The 18,648-nt window shown below is 65.0% G+C and carries 16 protein-coding genes; 11 read left to right on the forward strand and 5 right to left on the reverse strand.

Annotated features, from left to right (window positions below):
- Position 1 precedes the first annotated feature (1 nt).
- Together IVB46_RS14365 and IVB46_RS14370 are read right to left on the reverse strand one after the other, a co-directional pair.
- On the reverse strand, positions 2 to 751 hold the full coding sequence (locus IVB46_RS14365; RefSeq protein ID WP_247315656.1) for an SDR family oxidoreductase: 750 nt from the start codon (positions 749 to 751) through the stop codon (positions 2 to 4).
- Between the two features lie 104 nt (positions 752 to 855).
- Positions 856 to 1,533: a peroxiredoxin-like family protein gene (locus tag IVB46_RS14370; RefSeq protein ID WP_247343007.1), complete on the reverse strand. Its 678-nt coding sequence runs from the start codon at positions 1,531 to 1,533 to the stop codon at positions 856 to 858.
- A gap of 97 nt (positions 1,534 to 1,630) precedes the next feature.
- Here IVB46_RS14370 and IVB46_RS14375 point away from each other — a divergent pair, with 97 nt between their 5' ends.
- Entirely contained in the window at positions 1,631 to 2,512 is an 882-nt protein-coding gene (locus IVB46_RS14375; protein WP_247315665.1) for a LysR family transcriptional regulator, read from the forward strand.
- An 88-nt stretch (positions 2,513 to 2,600) separates the two neighbouring features.
- Entirely contained in the window at positions 2,601 to 4,223 is a 1,623-nt protein-coding gene (locus IVB46_RS14380; RefSeq protein ID WP_247343009.1) for an ABC transporter substrate-binding protein, read from the forward strand.
- On the opposite strand, the gene IVB46_RS14385 is transcribed toward IVB46_RS14380, so the two are convergent.
- Positions 4,220 to 5,563 (reverse strand): glycoside hydrolase family 3 N-terminal domain-containing protein, encoded by a 1,344-nt coding sequence (locus IVB46_RS14385; RefSeq protein WP_247315696.1) that lies wholly within the window; start codon positions 5,561 to 5,563, stop codon positions 4,220 to 4,222. The two genes, IVB46_RS14380 and IVB46_RS14385, sit on opposite strands and share 4 nt — an antisense overlap.
- 189 nt (positions 5,564 to 5,752) lie before the next feature.
- Here IVB46_RS14385 and IVB46_RS14390 point away from each other — a divergent pair, with 189 nt between their 5' ends.
- From IVB46_RS14390 to IVB46_RS14400, 3 genes are read left to right on the forward strand one after another with little or no spacing between them, the layout of a single operon-like run.
- A complete protein-coding gene (locus IVB46_RS14390; RefSeq protein WP_247315699.1) occupies positions 5,753 to 7,249 on the forward strand; it encodes a DUF4173 domain-containing protein in 1,497 nt (498 codons plus the stop codon).
- A 16-nt stretch (positions 7,250 to 7,265) separates the two neighbouring features.
- A complete protein-coding gene (locus tag IVB46_RS14395) occupies positions 7,266 to 7,970 on the forward strand; it encodes a response regulator transcription factor (RefSeq protein WP_247315700.1) in 705 nt (234 codons plus the stop codon).
- Complete coding sequence (locus IVB46_RS14400; protein WP_247343013.1) at positions 7,967 to 9,553, forward strand: ATP-binding protein; 1,587 nt, start codon at positions 7,967 to 7,969, stop codon at positions 9,551 to 9,553. Before IVB46_RS14395 ends, IVB46_RS14400 begins: the two co-directional genes overlap by 4 nt.
- Here IVB46_RS14400 and IVB46_RS14405 read toward each other — a convergent pair.
- Entirely contained in the window at positions 9,550 to 9,690 is a 141-nt protein-coding gene (locus tag IVB46_RS14405; protein ID WP_007597071.1) for a hypothetical protein, read from the reverse strand. The two genes, IVB46_RS14400 and IVB46_RS14405, sit on opposite strands and share 4 nt — an antisense overlap.
- A gap of 79 nt (positions 9,691 to 9,769) precedes the next feature.
- Here IVB46_RS14405 and IVB46_RS14410 point away from each other — a divergent pair, with 79 nt between their 5' ends.
- From IVB46_RS14410 to IVB46_RS14430, 5 genes are all read left to right on the forward strand, one after another.
- Positions 9,770 to 10,339 (forward strand): alpha-ketoglutarate-dependent dioxygenase AlkB, encoded by a 570-nt coding sequence (locus tag IVB46_RS14410; RefSeq protein WP_247315703.1) that lies wholly within the window; start codon positions 9,770 to 9,772, stop codon positions 10,337 to 10,339.
- 328 nt (positions 10,340 to 10,667) lie between these two features.
- Positions 10,668 to 12,290 (forward strand): NAD(P)/FAD-dependent oxidoreductase, encoded by a 1,623-nt coding sequence (locus IVB46_RS14415; RefSeq protein ID WP_247315705.1) that lies wholly within the window; start codon positions 10,668 to 10,670, stop codon positions 12,288 to 12,290.
- 20 nt (positions 12,291 to 12,310) lie between these two features.
- Positions 12,311 to 12,826, forward strand: a complete 516-nt coding sequence (locus IVB46_RS14420) for a hypothetical protein (RefSeq protein WP_247315706.1) — start codon at positions 12,311 to 12,313, stop codon at positions 12,824 to 12,826.
- A gap of 143 nt (positions 12,827 to 12,969) precedes the next feature.
- Complete coding sequence (locus tag IVB46_RS14425; protein WP_247315707.1) at positions 12,970 to 13,902, forward strand: carboxylesterase family protein; 933 nt, start codon at positions 12,970 to 12,972, stop codon at positions 13,900 to 13,902.
- A 375-nt stretch (positions 13,903 to 14,277) separates the two neighbouring features.
- Positions 14,278 to 15,501, forward strand: a complete 1,224-nt coding sequence (locus tag IVB46_RS14430; RefSeq protein ID WP_247315708.1) for an ABC transporter substrate-binding protein — start codon at positions 14,278 to 14,280, stop codon at positions 15,499 to 15,501.
- A 293-nt stretch (positions 15,502 to 15,794) separates the two neighbouring features.
- Here the strand turns inward: IVB46_RS14430 and IVB46_RS14435 are convergent, their stop codons facing one another.
- Positions 15,795 to 17,357, reverse strand: coding sequence for an adenylate/guanylate cyclase domain-containing protein (locus IVB46_RS14435; RefSeq protein WP_247315710.1), 1,563 nt, complete (start codon positions 17,355 to 17,357; stop codon positions 15,795 to 15,797).
- A gap of 195 nt (positions 17,358 to 17,552) precedes the next feature.
- Here IVB46_RS14435 and IVB46_RS14440 point away from each other — a divergent pair, with 195 nt between their 5' ends.
- Entirely contained in the window at positions 17,553 to 18,641 is a 1,089-nt protein-coding gene (locus IVB46_RS14440) for an enolase C-terminal domain-like protein (RefSeq protein WP_247343017.1), read from the forward strand.
- Positions 18,642 to 18,648 lie beyond the last annotated feature (7 nt).

The raw sequence follows: 18,648 nt of genomic DNA on the forward strand, positions 1-18,648 counted from the left end.
CTCAAACCTGCGTAATACCGCCATCGGCCGCGAGATCGATGCCCGTGCTATAGCTGCTGTCGTCCGAGGCCAGAAATAAAATGGCGGAGGCCATTTCCTCCGGGCGACCAATCCGGCCGAGCGGCGTGATCGAGGCGAAGAACGCGCGGGCACCTTCGGCCTCCCCTGGGGTCTTGAACTGGCCGTCGATGATCGGCGTATCGATGGCACCCGGTGACAACGTGTTCACGCGGATGCCGCGATCCTTCAGCTCCATCGCCCAGGTCCGCGAGAACGAGCGCAGCGCGGCCTTGGTGGCGGCGTAGGTGCCGTGCTCGGGAAGGCCTTTCAGGTGCAGACCGGACGACACCAGCACGATCGAGCCACCCTTGCGCATCAGCGGCAGCGCCTTCTGTACCGTGAAATAGGCACCACGCGCATTGATACCGAATGTCGTGTCGAAATGCGCCGGAGTGACGTCCACCGTGAGCTTACGCTCGACGAACGCGGCACTGGCGACGATGATATCGAGCGCACCCTTTTCATCCTTCACCCGGGCGTAGAGCCGGTCGAGATCGTCGAGATTGGCGACGTCGGCCTGGATCGCAGAGACATTGCGCCCGATCTCGGCCTTGGCCTTGTCGAGCTCGCCCTGACGCCGTCCAACGATGAAAACATAAGCGCCTTCGGCCACAAAGGTCTTCGCCGCAGCAAGACCGATACCACTGGAGCCGCCGGTGATGACGCCAATCTTTCCTTCGAGCTTTGACATGACACAGTCCTTTGGTTTGGGCGCGCGCGGGCGTTCGGCACGCGCACGCCGTTGACCATTTGAGGAAGAGAGAGTGACCGGCCCGTGAGCCGGCCGGTTCTTGATCAGGCCGCCTTGCCGGCCCGCAACCGGTCGAGCACCGGCAACAGCTCGGATGGATCGGGGCGATGCGTGTAATCCGGGTTCACCTCCGCATAGGCGATGATGCCGTCGCGGCCGATGACGTAGCGCGCGGGCATCGGCAGCACCCAGGCCGGATTGTCGTTGAACGTCGGCAGGTCGTTCTTGAAGGACTTGTAGAGCGAGACGAGATCGGCCGGCAGCGCGAAGCGGATGCCGAAGGCGTCGGCGAGGCCGCTCGCGACGTCGCTCAGGATCGGGAACGACAGCTTGTTCTCGCGCTCCGACTTGCAGCTGTTCGGCGCGGTCTGCGGCGAGATCGCAACAAGGCTTGCACCACGGGCGGCGATCTCCGGCAGCGCTTCCTGGAGCGCCTGGAGCTCGAGGTTACAATACGGGCACCAGACGCCGCGATAGAACGACACGACCAGCGGTCCCTTCGCGAGCAGGTCGCGCGACGCGACCTGCTTGCCGTCGGGATCCCTGAGGATGAATTCCGGCGCGGCGTCACCGGCCTTCTTGGCGCGCTGCGCCTGGCCGCTCGCGATCAGTTCGGCGGTGGCGCGGTGCATGGTGTCGAGCGCCTCCTTGCTGGGCTTGAGCGGGAAGCGGCCACCTTCGAAGTCGGCTTTGAAGGCATCGAGTTTGTCTTGAAGGGCCATGGGTAGCTCCATCTTTTGCTGTTGGCCCGTCCTATCTGGATCATTCGAGAATGAAGGGATATACGGTCGATACGGACAACATTTATCTGGATTTCAAATGAGTGACCGGCTCCAGGAATTGGCCGTCTTCGTCCGCGCGGCCGAGAGTGGCAGCTTTTCGAAGGCCGCACGCGAGCTCGGCCTGTCGCAACCCTCGGTGTCACGCATCATCGGCGAATTGGAGACGCGGCTCGGCGTCAAGCTGCTGCTGCGGACCACGCGCAGCATCGCGGTCACGGACGCCGGCGCACTGTTCCTGACGCGCGCGCGCGAAGTGCTGGCTGATATCGAGGACGCCGAGGACGCCGCGCGCGGCGTCGATTCCTTGCGTGGAACGCTGCGCATCACGATGCCGATCGTCTACGGCACGCGAAACATCATTCCGCGCCTGCCGAAATTCCTTAAGGCCCATCCCCTCTTGCGCGTCGAACTGTCCGTCGCAGACGAACGGCAAAACCTGGTTGTGGAGGGCACCGACGTCGCCATTCGCCTCGGCCCGCTCGACGATTCCGGCTTCGGCGCACGCAAGCTTGCGACCGTGTCGCGCTTTCTCGTCGCCGCGCCATCCTATCTTGCCGAGCGCGGGACCCCGAAGACGCCGGCCGATCTCGCCTCGCATGACTGCATCTTCGGTCCCGGCCTGTTCGGCCGTACCACCTGGTCGTTCACCCGCAACGGCGCGGAGACCTCGGTCGATGTCCGCGGCCGCATCACCACCGACTCCGGACCCGGCGTTTTCGCGAGCGTGCTGGCAGGCCTCGGCATCGCGATGACGTCGCCGGTGATGGCCGGCCCCGAGATCGAGGCAGGCGCGCTGGTGCCGGTGTTGAAGAGCTACAAGCTCGCGCCGGTCGAGGTGTACGCCGTGTTCCCGGCAGGTCCGCGGCCCTCGACCAAGGTGCGCGCGCTGGTCGACTTCCTGGCGGAGCAATTGAGATAGGCCCGGCTCGGATGCGACGCCATGAAGCGCCGCTGATGGCATGCGCCTTGCCTCTTTACATTGCAGATCTCCGGCAAAAGAGGCACCGATGAGCGCATCACCTTTCGACATCAACCGCCGCGATTTGGTGCTCGGCGGCCTTGGCGCGGCCGGACTGACGGCGATCACACCCTCCTTCGCCAGGGCGCAGGGGCGTAGCGAGACGTTGCTGGTGGTGCAGGAGCTCGGGCCGAACTCGCTCGACATGCAGGGCGTCGGCTCCAACCAGACCGTGAACGGCCTGTCCTGGAATTGCTACGACCGCCTGCTGACCTACGCCTCCAAGACGCTGCCCGACGGGACCGTGTCCTATGATCGCGAGAAGCTCGCGCCTGAACTCGCCGAGAGCTGGGAGGTCGCCGCCGACGGCATGTCCTGCACCTTCAAGCTTCGCAAGGACGCGAAATTCCACGACGGCACGCCTGTTACCGCCAAGGACGTCAAATGGTCGTTCGACCGCGCCGTGAAGGTCGGCGGCTTCCCGACCTTCCAGATGTCGGCGGGTTCGCTGGAAAAGCCCGGGCAGTTCGTGGTGGTCGACGACCACACCTTCCGCATCGATTATGTCCGCAAGGACAAGATGCTTCTGTTCAACGTCGCCGTCGTCGTGCCCTTCATCATCAATTCCGAACTCGCCAAGAAGAACGCGACAGCGGAAGACCCATGGGCGCTGGCCTGGCTCAGGACCAACGAGGCCGGCGGCGGCGCCTACAGGATCGAGAGCTGGAAGCCCGGCAGCGAGACCGTGCTGGCCCGCTTCGACGACTGGAAGAGCGGACCGCTGCCGAAGGTAAAGCGCGTGATCGCGCGCGACGTCCCCTCGGCCGGCACGCGCCGCGCGATGCTGGAGCGGGGCGATGCGGATATTTCCAGCGGCTTTGCGCCGCGCGATTTCGAGCAGATCATTCGGGAGGGCAAGGTCAAGGTATCAGGGGTGCCGATCCCGAACGCGCTCTGGTACGTTGCGCTCAACACGGCGAAGCCGCCGTTCGACAATGTGAAGCTGCGCCAGGCCGTCGCCTGGGCGATGCCTTACGAGCAGATCCAGAGCAGTGCCTTCTTCGGACGCGCCGTTCCGATGTACGGCGGAGCGGCAGACGTCTCAAAACCGGTGTGGCCACAGCCCTCTCCCTATGTCACCGATCTCGACAAAGCCAAGGCGCTGATGAAGGAAGCAGGGTTCGAGTCCGGCCTGGAGACGACCTTATCGCTCGACACGGGCACTGCGACCGTCGGCGAGCCGACCGCCATTCTGATCCAGGAGAACCTCGCCAAGATCGGCATCAAGGCGTCCATCGAAAAAATCCCCGGCGCGAACTGGCGCACGACGCTGAACAAGAAGGAGCTGCCGCTCGCGCTCAACCGCTTCAGCGGTTGGCTCGATTATCCCGAGTACTATTTCTACTGGAATTTCCACGGCAACAATTCGATCTTCAACATCTCGTCATACCAGAACAAGGCGATGGACGCGCTGATCGACAAGGCGCGCTTCACGGCGGATGCGGCGGAATACGACCGGTGCGTGAAGGATTTCATCGCACTCTGCATGCGCGACGTTCCCGTCATTCCGCTCAACCAGCCGATCCACGACGTCGCCATGCAGAAGGCCATCACCGGCTACGAGTTCTGGTTTCATCGCGAACCCGACTACCGCCAATTCGCGAAGGGCTAATGCCGCTCGACAACGCGGACGACGTCCGAGGCGGCTCGCGCCTGCTCGGTCGGGAAGCCCCGCGCCAACCGTGCCGCGCTCGTGCGCAGCATCGCGGCGTCGAGCTTGCCCTGCCGCGCCCCATCCAGCGCGCAGGCGAAGACCCGGTAGAATTGCGCGCCGTCATAGGCAACCAGCAGCACATCGACGCCGGCGTTAATCGCCTCGACCACGGCTTTGCAGACGTCGTGCTGGTAGATCGCACCCATCACGAGGTCGTCGGTCATCACCATGCCCTGGTAACCCCACTTGTCGCGGATGATCCCTTCGACGACGCGTTTCGAATGCGAGGCCGCGCGATCGGGATCGACGGTCGTGAGCGTCACATGCCCAACCATGAGCGCGCTGCGCGAATGCGACAGCACCTCGCGGAACGGCAGCCAGTCGGTGGCTTCGAGCTCTTTCACCGGCGCATCGAGATTGGCGCTGAAATGATGCGTGTCGCTGCGGACGCGGCCGATGCCCGGAAAATGCTTCAGCGTAGCGCCGACGCCTGACTCTTCCAGCCCGCGCACATAAGCGCTCGCGATCGTGCTGACGACGGCAGGGTCGGTCGCAATCGCGCGCTGACCGATCAGCGTATGAAAATCGAGGCGATTGCGCCGGACCGGCGGCTTGAGGTCGAGCACCGGCGCGAGGTTGAGGTTGACGCCGAGCCCGGCGAGCTCGCGGCCGTGGATGCGGCCGAACTCTTCGGCCCTGGCCTGCTGTTCGTCGGGAGCGAGCCCGCTGAGCGTCGCCAGCGCCGGTACCTTCGTCAGCGGCGGCGCGAGATGTCCGACGATGCCGCCCTCCTGGTCTGCCGCAACGACCAGCGGCGGCAGGCCGGCGGCGCGCCGCTTGTCCTGAAGCGCCGCAATCTCGGTGCGCAACGTCTCGACGGTCCGGCCGCGGATGTTGCGCCGGGTCACGTAGACGCCGCCGATCAAGCCCTGCTCGGCAAGGCGCGCAACCTCGGGAAAGGAGGAATAGCCCACCATGAAGTGAGGTCCGAGCTGACGCGTCTCGGTGGCGCTCGCGGCAAGCACCTCGTGCTTGCGCAGCTCGAACTTCAGATGCGCCGCCGACATCAGCACCGGCGGCAGGCACCAGAGCACGACGAGCAGCTTGCCTGCGATGGTACGCCACCGTCCTCTGCGGAGCAGGAGGATGACGATCGCGAGGCTTGCGACGACAAGCGCGAGGTTTCCAGCGCCGCGCAGCGGGACCAGATAGGGATCGTTCTTGTTGGCCGCCGCGAATGCGACGAGAGGCGCGGTCAGCCAGAGCAGGATGAGACCGATACGACCGAAGAACTGCATGATGCGTCACACGCTATGAGTGGCGAATGCTTCGCACCTATCAAAGCGAATCACGCTGTGCGAGAGGCAAACGCGCGCCTGCACGAAAACTGCAAAAGACTCCTGAAACCGTGCAGACGATGGTCGCGCCTTCTGCACAAGCGCCGTTCAGACTTCGTGATGCCACCCATCACGAAAGGTCATTTGGACATGACGAGCCTGGCTTCGACGATAGCAGCGGAAATCCAGCCGATCGGGCATTCCTCGATCCCGGCCAAGGTCGGCCTCGCGCTGGTGCTGGCCGCGCTCGCCGACTGGCTGTTCTACGGCCAGCGGATCGGGCTGTCGCTGACGCTCTTTGCGATCACGATGGCCTGCGTGTCGGTGCTCTTCAATCATGCGGCCCTGGATCTGCGGCGCGCCATGATCGGCACGGCCATTCTCGTCGCCGGCCTCGTTCCGGCCGTCGAGGAGCTGAACATGCTGTCCTTCCTGATCCTCACCATGGCGCTGGCTATTGCGCTTCTGATCGCGACCAATCCTGAAACGACCGGGTTCGCTGAGCGTGCCCACGCGCTGCGCAACTTTGTCCTGTTCGGGCCCTTCAGGTTCTTCCTCGAGGCGCTCCAGATCTTCAACATGTCGGCGTTCACCCGCGGCATTGCACTCTGGCTGATGCCTGCCGCGCTGAGCACCGTCTTCGTCGCACTGTTCGCTGCGGCCAATCCGGTGATCGAGCAGTGGGTGTCGCTGCTCAATCCAAAGCTCATCCTCGAATATATCAGCATCCCGCGCGTGCTGTTCTGGGCCATGATGCTGGCGCTGGTTTGGCCGTTCATTCATGTGCGCTGGCGGCGCAGGACGATTGTCACCACCGCCGTTGCCGATGGCCCCGTGCCGCCCCCGCTCCCGCCCTTGGTCTCGGCCGAATTTCTGAACCCCTCCACCATTCTGCGTTCGCTGATCCTGTTCAACCTGCTGTTCGCGGCGCAGTCCATCCTCGACGGCATCTATCTCTGGGGCCATGTGGCGCTGCCCGACAATTTGACCTATGCGGCCTACGCCCATCGCGGCGCCTATCCGCTGATAGCGACCGCGTTGCTCGCCGCCGCCTTCGTGCTGGTGGCGATGCGCCCGGGCGGGGCGGCCGAGAAATCGAAGGTGATCCGGCCGCTGGTCTATCTCTGGGTCGGGCAGAACGTGCTGCTCGTCGCCTCCTCCATCCTCCGCCTCGATCTTTATGTCGACATCTACATGCTGACCTATTGGCGGATCGCGGCCTTCATCTGGATGGGGCTGGTGGCGCTCGGATTGGTCCTGATCGTGACGCGCATCGCGCTCAACCGGTCCAACCAGTGGCTCGTCGGTGCCAATCTGATCGCGCTGGCGATCGTGCTCTATAGCTGCTCGCTCGTGAACTTCGATGCGTTCATTGCCGACTACAATGTCGTCCACAGCCGGGAAGCATCGGGCAAGGGCGTGCAGATCGACATCAACTATCTCCTGACGCTCGGGCCGCAGGCGCTGCCTGCCATCGACAAGGCCATCTTGCTCCGGCCCGGCGCCCCCGAGAGCTGCCTTGTGTCGCGCCGCGACCGCCTTGTAGAACAGCAGCGCCAGGATCTGGCCTGGCGGAGCTGGGGCTTTCGGAGCTGGCGACTCCAGCGCAGGCTGGACGCGCAGGCGAAGGATCAGCAGGCAGGCTGAGGAAGCGGAGAGGTTCTTGGCGCATCGCATTCTCATCGTCGACGACGAGGGCCACATCCGCGAGGTCATCCGCGTCGCCCTGAAGAAGGCCGGCATGGACGTGATCGAGGCGCGCGACGGCAAGGAGGCGCTCGCCCGCTTTGCCGCCGACAAGCCCGACCTGATCGTGCTCGACATCGGAATGCCCGAGTTCGACGGCCTCGATGTCTGCCGCGAGGTGCGCAAGGTGTCCGACGTGCCTATCCTGTTCCTGTCGGCGCGCGACGAGGAGATCGACCGCATCCTTGGCCTCGAGATCGGCGGCGACGACTACGTGACCAAGCCGTTCAGCCCGCGCGAGCTGGTGGCGCGGGTCAACGTCATCCTGCGCCGCCTCAGCCCGCGCAGTGGCGAGGCCAAAGCAAGTCCGGCCGCGCTGTCGCAAGGCGGCCTGCTGATCGATCCCGAGCAGCATGTCGCGACCTTCGCCGGCACGCCGCTGAAGCTGACCGCGATCGAGTTCGGCATTTTGCGCGCGTTCCTGACCCGGCCGACCTCGGTGTTCAACCGCGAGCAGCTGATGCGGGCGGCCTATCAGCTCAACATCCAGGTCTCCGACCGCACCATCGACAGCCACATCCGCAACATCCGCGCCAAGCTCGCGGCGTTGAATTGCGAGAACGTGATCGAGACCATCCACGGCGTCGGCTTCAAGCTCGGCCGCTGCGAGAAAGAGGCATGAGCGCAGCGCCCGACAAATGGCGGCCGTCGCTCACCCTCGTGATTTTCACGGTGCTGGCGACCGTCGGCGTGCTGCCGCTGGTCGGCCTGTTCTTCTTCCGCCTCTACGACAACCAGCTGATCCGCCAGACCCAGGCCGAGCTGATCGCGCAGAGCCGCGTGCTTGCGACGATCTATGCGCAGGAGGTCACGGCGCGGCTCGACAGCGGCCTGACGCTCGGCGCCGAGGTGCCGCCCAACGTGCTGCCCGACCCCGGCGACCAGGTCACCCCGATCCGTCCCGCGCTCGACCTCACCGCCAACGATCTCTTGCGGCGGCGACCCGATGCGCAAGCCGCGCCGCAGCCGGCGCAGCCAGCCTATGTCGAGATCGGCGCAAGACTGACGCCGATCATCCGCGAGACCCAGAAGGTGACGCTGGCGGGCTTTCGCATCCTCGATCCGCAGGGCGTGGTGATCGCCGGGCGGCAGGAGGTCGGGCAGTCGCTCGCCCATATCGAGGAGGTCGCGGACGCGCTGCACGGGCAATACCGCGCCACCTTGCGCAACCGCGTGCCGGACAAGCCGCCGCCGCCAATCTATTCCTTCAGTCGCGGCCTCGGCGTGCACGTGTTCTCGGCGATGCCCGTCATCGTCAACAACCGCGTTGCCGGGGTGATCTACACCACGCGGACGCCAAGCAACATCTTTGACCATCTCTACCAGGAGCGGGCCAAGTTCGTGCTGGCGGGGCTCGCCGTGATCCTCGGCACCATCGCGATCGGCCTCGTATTCTCGCGCACCATCACGCTGCCGATGCGCGAGCTGATCGACCGCGCCGCGCGGATCGGCCGCGGCGACCGCGAGGCGTTTCGGCCGCTCCGGCACTACGGCACCCGCGAGTTCGCCCAGCTCTCGCACAGCTTTCTCGGCATGGCGGAACAGTTGGCGCGGCGCTCCGACTATATCGCGACGTTCTCGGCCCACCTCACCCACGAGCTGAAATCGCCGCTGACCTCGATCAAGGGCGCGGCCGAGCTGTTGCAGGATTCGTTTCAAGGAAAGCCGGAAGGCCTGACGCCTGCCGAGCAGAAGACGTTCATCGCCAACATCCTGTCGGACACGCAGCGGCTGGAGGCGATGGCGCAGCGGCTGCGCGAACTCGCCCGCGCCGAGAGCCTGCCGCAGAACGAGCGCACCGAGCTTGCGCCCGTGATCGCCGACCTCCGGAGCCGGTTTCCGGCCAGCTCAATCGAGGCCAGCGGCCGCCTCGACCGGGCGATCGGCATGTCCGGCGAGAAGGCATTGATCGTGCTGTCGCATCTCGCCGACAACGCGATGCGGCACAGAGCGAGGACCATCAGGCTGGAGGCGGAGGACGAGCGGACGACCCTGCTTGTGACGGTCAGCAATGACGGCGAGCCGATTTCGGCGCCGAACCGCGACAGGATATTTGATGCGTTCTTCACCACCCGCCGCGACCAGGGCGGCACCGGGATGGGGCTGGCGATCGCGCGCGCGGTGATGGCGAGCCATGGCGGCTCGATCAGGCTCAAGCCGACCGACGAGGGCGCGGCCTTCGAGCTCCAGTTTCCGATCGCCTAGATCGCGAACACCCAGGCGGCGACGATGGTGCCGATGGTGACCAGACCGGCGATGGTCCAGCCGGCGGCATATTCCAGCTCAGGATGACCAGTCGCCCGCATGATCTCTGCCGGATCGGCGGTATGCTTCTCTGCCATGACAGCCTCGCACGTTTTTTTCCGTGTCCTATGTAAGTCGCTTCAGCCGCCAATAGGTTCCATCACGGAAATGCGAGCAATGACGCAGCTAGGTCTATTCGCCGACCCGCAAGCCGGCCCTGCGGGGCTTCGCTATACCGATGACTTCGTCGAGGCCGCCGTCGAGCAGGACTTGATCGGCCGCATCGCAGCATTGCCGCTGCAGCGCTTCCAGTTTGGTGCCTTCGAGGGCAACCGCCGGGTGGCGTCGTTCGGCTATCGCTATGACTATTCGCTGCAACGGCTGGCCGAGGCGGAGCCGATCCCGGACTGGGTCCTGCCCGTCGCGCGGCAGGTCGAGGCCTGGGCGGGCCTCGCCGCCGGCAGCGTCCGGCAGGTGCTCTGCACCGAATATGACACCGGCGTCGGCATCGGCTGGCACCGCGACAAGCCGCATTTCAAGGAGATCCTCGGCCTGTCGCTGGGCTCGCCGTGCAAATTCCGCTTCCGCCGCCGCAGCGGCGACAAATGGGAGCGCCACGCGCTCGAAGCCCTGCCGCGCTCGCTCTACCTGATGGACGGCGAGGCGCGGTCGCAATGGGAGCACAGCATCCCACCGGTCGAGGCACGCCGCTATTCGATCACCTTCCGGACGATGAAGCGGGTGTAACGGCCGGTCCAAAACTAAAACTGCGAAAACAACCCCATGCACAGTAGAACGCGCGGCCGGCATGCGGCCGCGGTCGCGCGACCCAAATGTTTGACGCGTCGGACCAAAACAGCCGCGCCGCGCAATCGCCGCGCGGTTCGCGGATTTTCCCTTCAATTGCCGGCCAGGGGCAAGATTTCGGGCGGAAGAGAAGCCGCCACTCGACTCTCCGCAAGATTGTAAGTTAGTCTCGCTTCTATCGGCCGGTCCATTTTTAGCCGATGTTGCAGCATTTCAGGGCGCGGCACGGCGCCGTCCCGGCAGAAGACATTTTCAAGGGAAGCTCGCGATGCGTTCGCTGTTTGCGCGGCTGCACCGGCGTTACGGGCCCAGGATTTCGGGGGCGGAGCGCCAGCGGCGGGTCAAGGACAAGCTCGCCCTTCAACCCACCCCACCCACGATCCGCTCACCCACCGCGCTCCGCGCGCTGGCGGTGCGACGCCCGAAAGTCGCGATCATCGGCGGCGGCTTCGCCGGCCTGATGGCGGCCTCCGAGCTCGTCGCGCATTGCGAGGTGACGCTGTTCGAGGCCCGCGACCGCTTCGGCGGCCGGGTTCTCAGCAAGAAGAAGCCGAGCGGGATCGTCGAGGCCGGCGGCGAGCTGATCGGCTACAACCATCCGCTCTGGCTGAAATATGCCAAGCGGTTCGAGCTCGGCCTGTCCGTCATCACCTCGGACACCAATTTCGACGCGCTCGAGCTCGACATGCCGGTGTTTCTCGACGGCCACAAGCTCTCCGACGGCCAGATGAAGCTGGTCTATCACGAGATGGACGATGCTTTCGGCAAGCTCAGTCGTTGGGCCGGCAGGGTCAAGCCTGACAAGCCCTGGCGCGCCAAGGGCGCAAGGAAACTCGACGCCAGGACGATTGCGGAGTGGATCGCCAGCCTCGACTGCTCGAAGCTCACCAAGCACGCCATGGAGGAGCAGTTCTCCAACGACGCCGGCCAGCCGACCACCAAGCAGAGCCTTCTTGCTAATCTGGCCGTCGTCGCGGGCGGACGGATGAAGGACCAGATCGACGCCTTCTTCACCCAGACCGAGACTTTGCGCTGCTCGGAAGGCAATCAGGAGCTCGCCATTCGTCTCGCGCAGGACATCGAGGACAAGGGCGCCAGCACCCACCTGTCGACGCCGGTGCGCGCCATCCGCATCGACAGCGAAGGCGTGACCCTGGAGTTCAGCCCCTCCGGCAACGGGACGGCACGCACGTCCTTCGCCGCCGATTATGCCGTGCTCGCGATACCCCCGAGCCTGTGGCCGGACTCACCCAACGCCAAGATCGCGATCACGCCCCACCTGCCGCACGACTACTACGTCACGATGGGGACGGCGGTGAAATATCTCAGCCCGCTCAAGAAGCGCTTCTGGATCGGCGAGGGCCTCGCCCCAACGGCCATCTCGAACCAGTTCGGTGTCACCTGGGAAGGGACGGACAACCAGATCGCCCCGCCGAAGCACCCGGTCGAGCTCAGCCTTTTTGCCGGCGCCGACGTCGCGGCGGAAGCTCTCAAGCACTACCGGCCCGGTGACCAGACGCAGGTCGACGCGTTCTACGCGCAGCAGATCGGCAGCGTCTACAAGGGCTATGTCGCGCATCTGGCCGATCAGCCGGAGTTCATGGCCTGGCCGCGCGACGAATGGACTGCCGCCGGCTACTCCTGTCCCGCCCCCGGCGAGGTGTGCCTCGCCGGGCCGCTGCTGGCCAAGGGCTTCGAGGACCGCCTGTTCTTTGCCGGTGAGCACACCTGCTTTGCCTATTTCGGTTACATGGAAGGCGCTCTCCAGTCCGGCCAGACGGCGGCGGCTGCGATCATCAAGGCGATCGACAAGCAGCCTGAAGCGCTTGGCTCTGCCCGGACTAGCAATTCTGTCATAGGCTCGGGGCGCCTTGCGGCGGCGAAGCCGTGACCGGAGAGGAAGCAACGCGAATGACATTCACGACAAGGGCTCGATCCAGGATTTGGGCTCGCATCATCTCCGCGCTCGCTTTTGCCGGCGCCTTCAACGCCGCCGGAGCCTCGGCGGCAACGCCTGCAAAAGTCTCGGGCTCGACGGCGCTGGCGCTCGCGGGCGTGATCGCGCCGCTGTCGCCGGACCTGACCGGCGCCGAGAGGAAGGCGGTGGCGATGCTGTTCGCCGCCAATGCCGAGATTCCCTACAAGAAGCCGATCGTGGTGACCGTGGACAGAATCGTCTGCCGCACCGGCAATGTCGACATCACGCTACGCAATTGCGAGCTGACCTTCGGCAAGAAGAGCAGGACCGTGAACGGCTCGACGGCCAATGAAATTTTCGCGACAGAAGCGCTCGCTGGCATTCCGCCCGATGGTGCGGCGGGATCGAGCTTCGAGAGCCTGAGCAAGCTGAGCTGCACGATCGACCCCAATGCCATCCGTCGCAAGGATGGCAGCGGAGCCGACTGCACGTTCCAGCCGGGGAATTGAACCGCGCATGGGCAAGAACATGGGCAAGAAACCGGGTGCCGTGAAATCGCCTCAAGACGAACTAACTAATAAGGCGAATTGAAAAGACAGGTCAAACGCGCGATCCCATATCGGGCACGCAGGGCCGGCACCAACATACCAACATGAAGAATTATCTCGCTTTCTTCCTCATCCTGGGCATGACGGCAGCCTCCGCACACGGTCCGTCGCCCGCGCGGCTCACGGGGCCGTCCAATCTCGTCCGGGTGGGCCTCACCGACAACGACACGACCGCCGGCGGTACCGCGCGGCTGTGCGAGCAGATCTCGTTCTCGCGCGGGCTGCGCTACGGCGAGAGCGAGGCCAATGTGCTCGACGTCGCCACCAGCAGCGAGACCAAGGCGGATACGCCCCGGCCCGTGCTGGTGTTCGTGGGGGGCGACACCTTCACCGGCGATCGCGGCGCGCCGGACCTGTCCCGCGAGGTCCAGGACCAGGCGATGTGCTTTGCCGCGCGCAACGGCATGATCGGCGTGCGCGTCAACTATCGCTTTGCGCCTGCGGCGACCTGGCCGATGGGTGCAACCGACGTCGCGGCGGCGCTATCCTGGGTCCACGGCAATATCGACCTGTTCAATGGCGATGCCCGCGAGATCGTCGCGGTCGGCTACGGCGCCGGCGCCTTCCATGTCGCCACCTTGCTGGCGCATCCCGAATTCCAGACCGACCGCGCCGATGTCGCCGCCGTCGTGCTGGTGTCCGGGATCTACCGCGCGGGCAAGGACGCGAGCGACAGCGAGAAGGCCTATCTCGGCACTGACCCCACCCAATATGACAAGCGGTCGGTCTTCCCCGGCATCCTCAACGTCGATGCGCCGATCGTGCTGGCCTGGGCCGCGAACGATCCGGCGAGCCTCGTGGCGCAGGGCGAGACCTTGAAGAAGACGCTGTGCGGCGCCGGCCACTGCCCGCGCAGCACGCTGCTGCGCAGCCGCGACGGCATCGCCGCCGCCTTCGGCCTCGACGGCTCCGGCGACAGTCTCGCCGAACCGACGCTGCTGCTGGTGCATCAGCTCGAGGCGCGGGAGCTGCCGTAGTGGGCGCGGGCACTCCAAGCTCCCGCAGCGTCATGGTCGGGCCCTACGAACCCGGCCGCGACAATGAGGCTATCACCGTCACCCTGAGGTGGCCGCTTCTTCAGCGGCCCTCGAAGGGCGACGGCCCGGCCGTCTCCGCTCGGTTGTAGCGGGGGCCATTCATCCTTCGAGGCTCCGCCCGCGATGCGCTGCATCGTGGGCTTCGCACCTCAGGATGACGGAGCGACTTACCTCAACACGAACGGCGCGTCAGCACGCCTGTCGTTTGCTGAGCGCCCACGCAGCCACAGCTTTGACAAACGCTTGACGTAGATCAAGCGGACTTGGTGCGGATTGAGCCGACCTCTTGGAGGGGCCAATATCAAGGTATCGAGCATGCGCGTCATCGGCAGGATGCTGTTCGTTTCGATGATCGCTATCGCGTCGCTTGGCGCGATGTCCCAGCAACACGCCGAACAACCCGCGAGCGGCGATGAAATCCGCATCGGCAACGTGATGCCGTATTCGGGACCGCTCTCGGAATTCGGCGCCATCGGCCAGGCGGAGGCCGCCTATTTCGACATGGTCAACGCGCGCGGCGGCATCAACGGCCGCAAGATCCGCTTCATCACGCGCGACGACAATTCCGATCCGACCACCGCGCTGGAGCTGACGCGCAATCTGGTCGAGAAGGACGACGTGCACCTGATGTTCGGCTCGTTCGGCACGCCCGGCAATATCGCCACGCGCTGGTACCTGAACGAGAAGAAAATCCCGCAGCTGTTCGTCGCCTCCGGCGACGAGGAGCTGAGCCAGGCCAAGGCGTTTCCCTGGACCATGGGCTGGCAGCCGTCGTTCCGGTCGGAGGGGCGCATCTATGCCAACTATATCCAGGCCTATTACCCCAAGAAGAAGATCGTGGTGCTCTGGCAGAACGACCAGTTCGGACGCATGCTCTACAGGGGCATCCAGGAAGGTCTTGGCGACCTGAACCGCCTCGTCCTCGTCGACATCGCCTTCGACATTGCCGATGAGCATCTCGAAGGGCATGTCTCGATCCTCAAGCGCGCCGGCGCGGACATCTTCGTCTTCCTCGGCGTGCCATCGACCGCGTCCAAGGTGATCAAGCTGGCGGCGTCACTCAAATGGCGCCCGGTCATCATCGTCAACGACGCCTCCGCCTCGATCGCCAACGCGATGGCGCCCGCGGGCCTGGAGAATTCGGCCGGCGTGATCTCGGCGGCGTTCCTGAAGGATCCGAGCGACCCCGCATGGAAGAACGACCCCGCCATGAAGGACTGGTTCGCCTTCATGGACAAGTACCACCACGTCGAAAGCACCAACAACAGCGCCGCGGTCTACGGCTACGGCGCAGCCGAGGCGCTGACGCAGGTGCTGAAGCAATGCGGCGACGACCTGTCGCGCGAGAACATCATGCGTCAGGCGGCTTCGCTGAGGGATCAGCAGCCCTCCGTTGCGTTGCCCAACATCAGGATGAGCACCTCGCCCAACAGCTATCTGCCGATCAAGCAGATGCGGCTTGTCCAGTTCGACGGCCGTTCCTGGCAGCCTTTTGGCGATGTGATCGAGACCGCGTTCACGGAAGGGGCGGCGCGGTGAGTCTCGCGTCGACGCTGGTTGGTGCAGCGCGGCGTTCAGGCACGCACCTTTTGCTGGGCCACCCCTCTCCCCCGCCCTCCCCCGCAAGGGGGGAGGGAGCGCAGTGTGCCGCGCGGCGAAGGCTGGGCTCACAAGCTCAATGAGTTCACAGGACCAAAGCCAATTGTCAGCACCTCAATCCAACCGCACGCGCAAATGCGTTCCCTCCCCCCTTGCGGGGGAGGGTTAGGGAGAGGGGTCCGCACGGGGACTCTCTCAATCAGAAACGCGGCTACGCAAGTCTGCGCGCACCTTCACGCCGGCTTCAGCGAAGCCAGCGCGTTTTCCAGCAGCGAGCGGACGCGCGCGGCATCGCCTGACTTCACCACGGCGGGGTCGAGATAGAGTTCGAGGCCGGGCGCGCGCTCGGTGATGACCCCGCTTCTTTCCGCCGCCGCGTCGTTGAGCGCGTCGACCGAATAAGGAATGATTTCGCGGCTGATGCCCTTCATCGTGATCGCGGGCAGCGCGTGCGCGCGGACGATGTCGCTGACCAGCGCAAAGGTCTCGTAGCTCAGCACGATTCCGCCGGGCTCGGCGATCGATTGCAGACGCGCAGCGAGGTTCGCTTCGGCACCGATGATGGTGTAGTCCATGCGGTCGCTGCTGCCGAAATTGCCGACATTGCAATAGCCTGAGTTGATGCCCATGCGCGAGCGGAACGGCTGCTCGATGCCGGAGGCGCGCCACTTCGCATTGAGCTCGGCAAGACGCTGCTGCATGCGCCAGGCCATCTGGAGGCAGGCCTCGGCGTCCGCACGGTCGCCCCTGGTCTCGGGGTCGCCGAAGAAGATCAGCATGGCATCGCCGATGAATTTGTCGATGGTGCCGCCATATTCATGGGCGATCGCCGACATCTCGGTGAAGTATTCGTTGAGGAGCTGGGTCAACAATTCCGGCTGCAGCCGCTCGGCGGTCGCCGTAAAATTCTGGATGTCGGAGAAGAAGATCGTGAGCTTCTTGCGCTCGGTATGGATGGTGACGTCCTTCTGGCCGCTGAAGATGCTCTTGTAGACTTGCGGCGGGATGTAGCGCGAGATCTTCATCGACAACGAAGCCAGGAAGTCGTTGGCGGATTCGAGCTCCTTGTTCATGCCCTTGATACGGCCGGCCTGGCGGCGCTGGAGCGAGAGGAACGACAGGCCGCAGCCGGCGGCGATCAGGAAATAGGCCAGCAGGAACTTGAACGAGAAGATGTTGGCGGCGATCGGCTGCGCAATGATCACCTCCTGGATGCCTCTGATGTCACCGACCTTCCAGTCCTTCTTCGGGCTCTCGGGGTGGCTGTTGTGGCAGCTGACGCAGGCAGGGCCCATCGTGACGGGCGCGACCAGGCGGACCTTGTCGGAGAACAGCGAGGTCTCGGTCTCGACGATCTTCTGCTCGGGGTCCTTGCGAAGCGCGTCGAGCGCGTCCTTCTCGAACTTGTCGAGCTGGTGCGCGGCGCGGTTCTGGAACGGGAAATCCGAGACGAAGCGGTAGGTGATGTTCTCCTGCTGCGCGCCGATCACCCGTCCGAGCTCCAGCGACAGCGTCGCCGGGATCGGGATCGCACCGGGGACGGATTCGTAATTGTGCACGACCCTGGTGGTGCCATTCGGATTGGCCAGGATGCGGCCGACGACGTTGGACGCATAGTAGCTGCGCACGCTCGTGATGACCGAGTTGAGGTCGGCGGCCTGCCGGCGCAGCGCGGTCTTGCTGAGGTCGGTCAGGTCCAGCCACACCGCGACCGGCAAAGCGAGCAGGAGCAAGGCGATCACGGCCCCCGTGAGGATGCCACTCTTGCGCTGTTCTTCGGAGATCTCTTGTTTCACCCTGTGGCTCCGTCGTGTGCGATCTTGTCGCAAATCCCGGGAATTCGCGGCAAGAGCTTGCGGCGGCACAGAGCCCGCAAATGCGAGGCCGCGCAACCCCATTTCATGGTGGGTCGCAGCAAATGGCTTTTCGTTTCATGGCGAATGTTTAAGATCGGCATGAACCTGCATTCACTCCGCCGGGAGATCCTCCATATGACCGAGACTATCCGCATCAGGCGCTTCAATGCGCGCCCCGTGATCGTGCCGATGAATTTGCCGCTCAAGACCTCGACCGGCACGGTCGCAAAGGCGCCGCTGGTGCTGATCGACTGCGAGACCGACCAGGGCGCGGTGGGGCATGCCTATCTGTTCTCGATCACGCCGTCGGCCTTGAAGCCGCTGACGGCGATGGTCACGGAAATGTCGGAGCTCGTCGCCGGCGACGAGCTGCTGCCGTTCGAGATCGAGCGCAAGCTGACCCAGCGCTTCACCCTGCTCGGCCTCGCCGGCCTGCAGCGGCTGGCGCAATCCGGTATCGACATGGCGGCATGGGATGCGCTGGCGCGCAGCAAAGGCTTGCCACTGGCGCGCCTGCTCGGCGGCGCGCCGAAGCCGGTCAGGGCCTACAATTCGAAGGGGCTCGGCATCATGCCGGCGGGCGCCGCGGTGGACGAGGCCCACAAGCTGCTGGCCGAAGGTTTTCACGCCGCAAAGATCCGCGTCGGCCGGCCCGATGCGCGGGAGGATCTCGCCGTGGTGCGCGCTGTGCGCAAGGCCGTCGGCGATCAGGTCACGCTGATGTGCGACTACAACCAGGCCCTGACGGTGACCGAGGCCGTCCGCCGCGGCGAGATGCTCGACGACGAGGGGCTGACCTGGATCGAGGAGCCGATCCGCCACGACGATTACGCTGGTAACGCGCGCATTGCGGATGCGCTCCGCACGCCGGTCCAGATCGGCGAGAATTTTGACAGCGCCTTCTCGATGCAGGCGGCGCTGTCCGCGGAGGCCTGCGACTACGTGATGCCCGACGTGCAGCGCATCGGCGGCGTCACCGGCTGGCTCCGCGCCGCCTCGCTCGCACAGGCCGCCGGCATCGAGATGTCGACGCACCTGTTCTCCGAGGTCAGCGCGCACCTGCTCTGCGTGACGCCGACCGCGCATTGGCTGGAATATGTCGACTGGGCCGACGCGGTGCTGGCGACACGGCTCGCGATCAAGGATGGTTTTGGGTTGCCGGGCGAGGAGCCGGGCAACGGGATCGCGTGGGACGAGGCGGCGGTGAAGAAATATCTCGTCTGATAAGACC

The organism is Bradyrhizobium sp. 61 (assembly GCF_023073075.1).
Classification (GTDB): Bacteria; Pseudomonadota; Alphaproteobacteria; order Rhizobiales; family Xanthobacteraceae; genus Bradyrhizobium; species Bradyrhizobium barranii.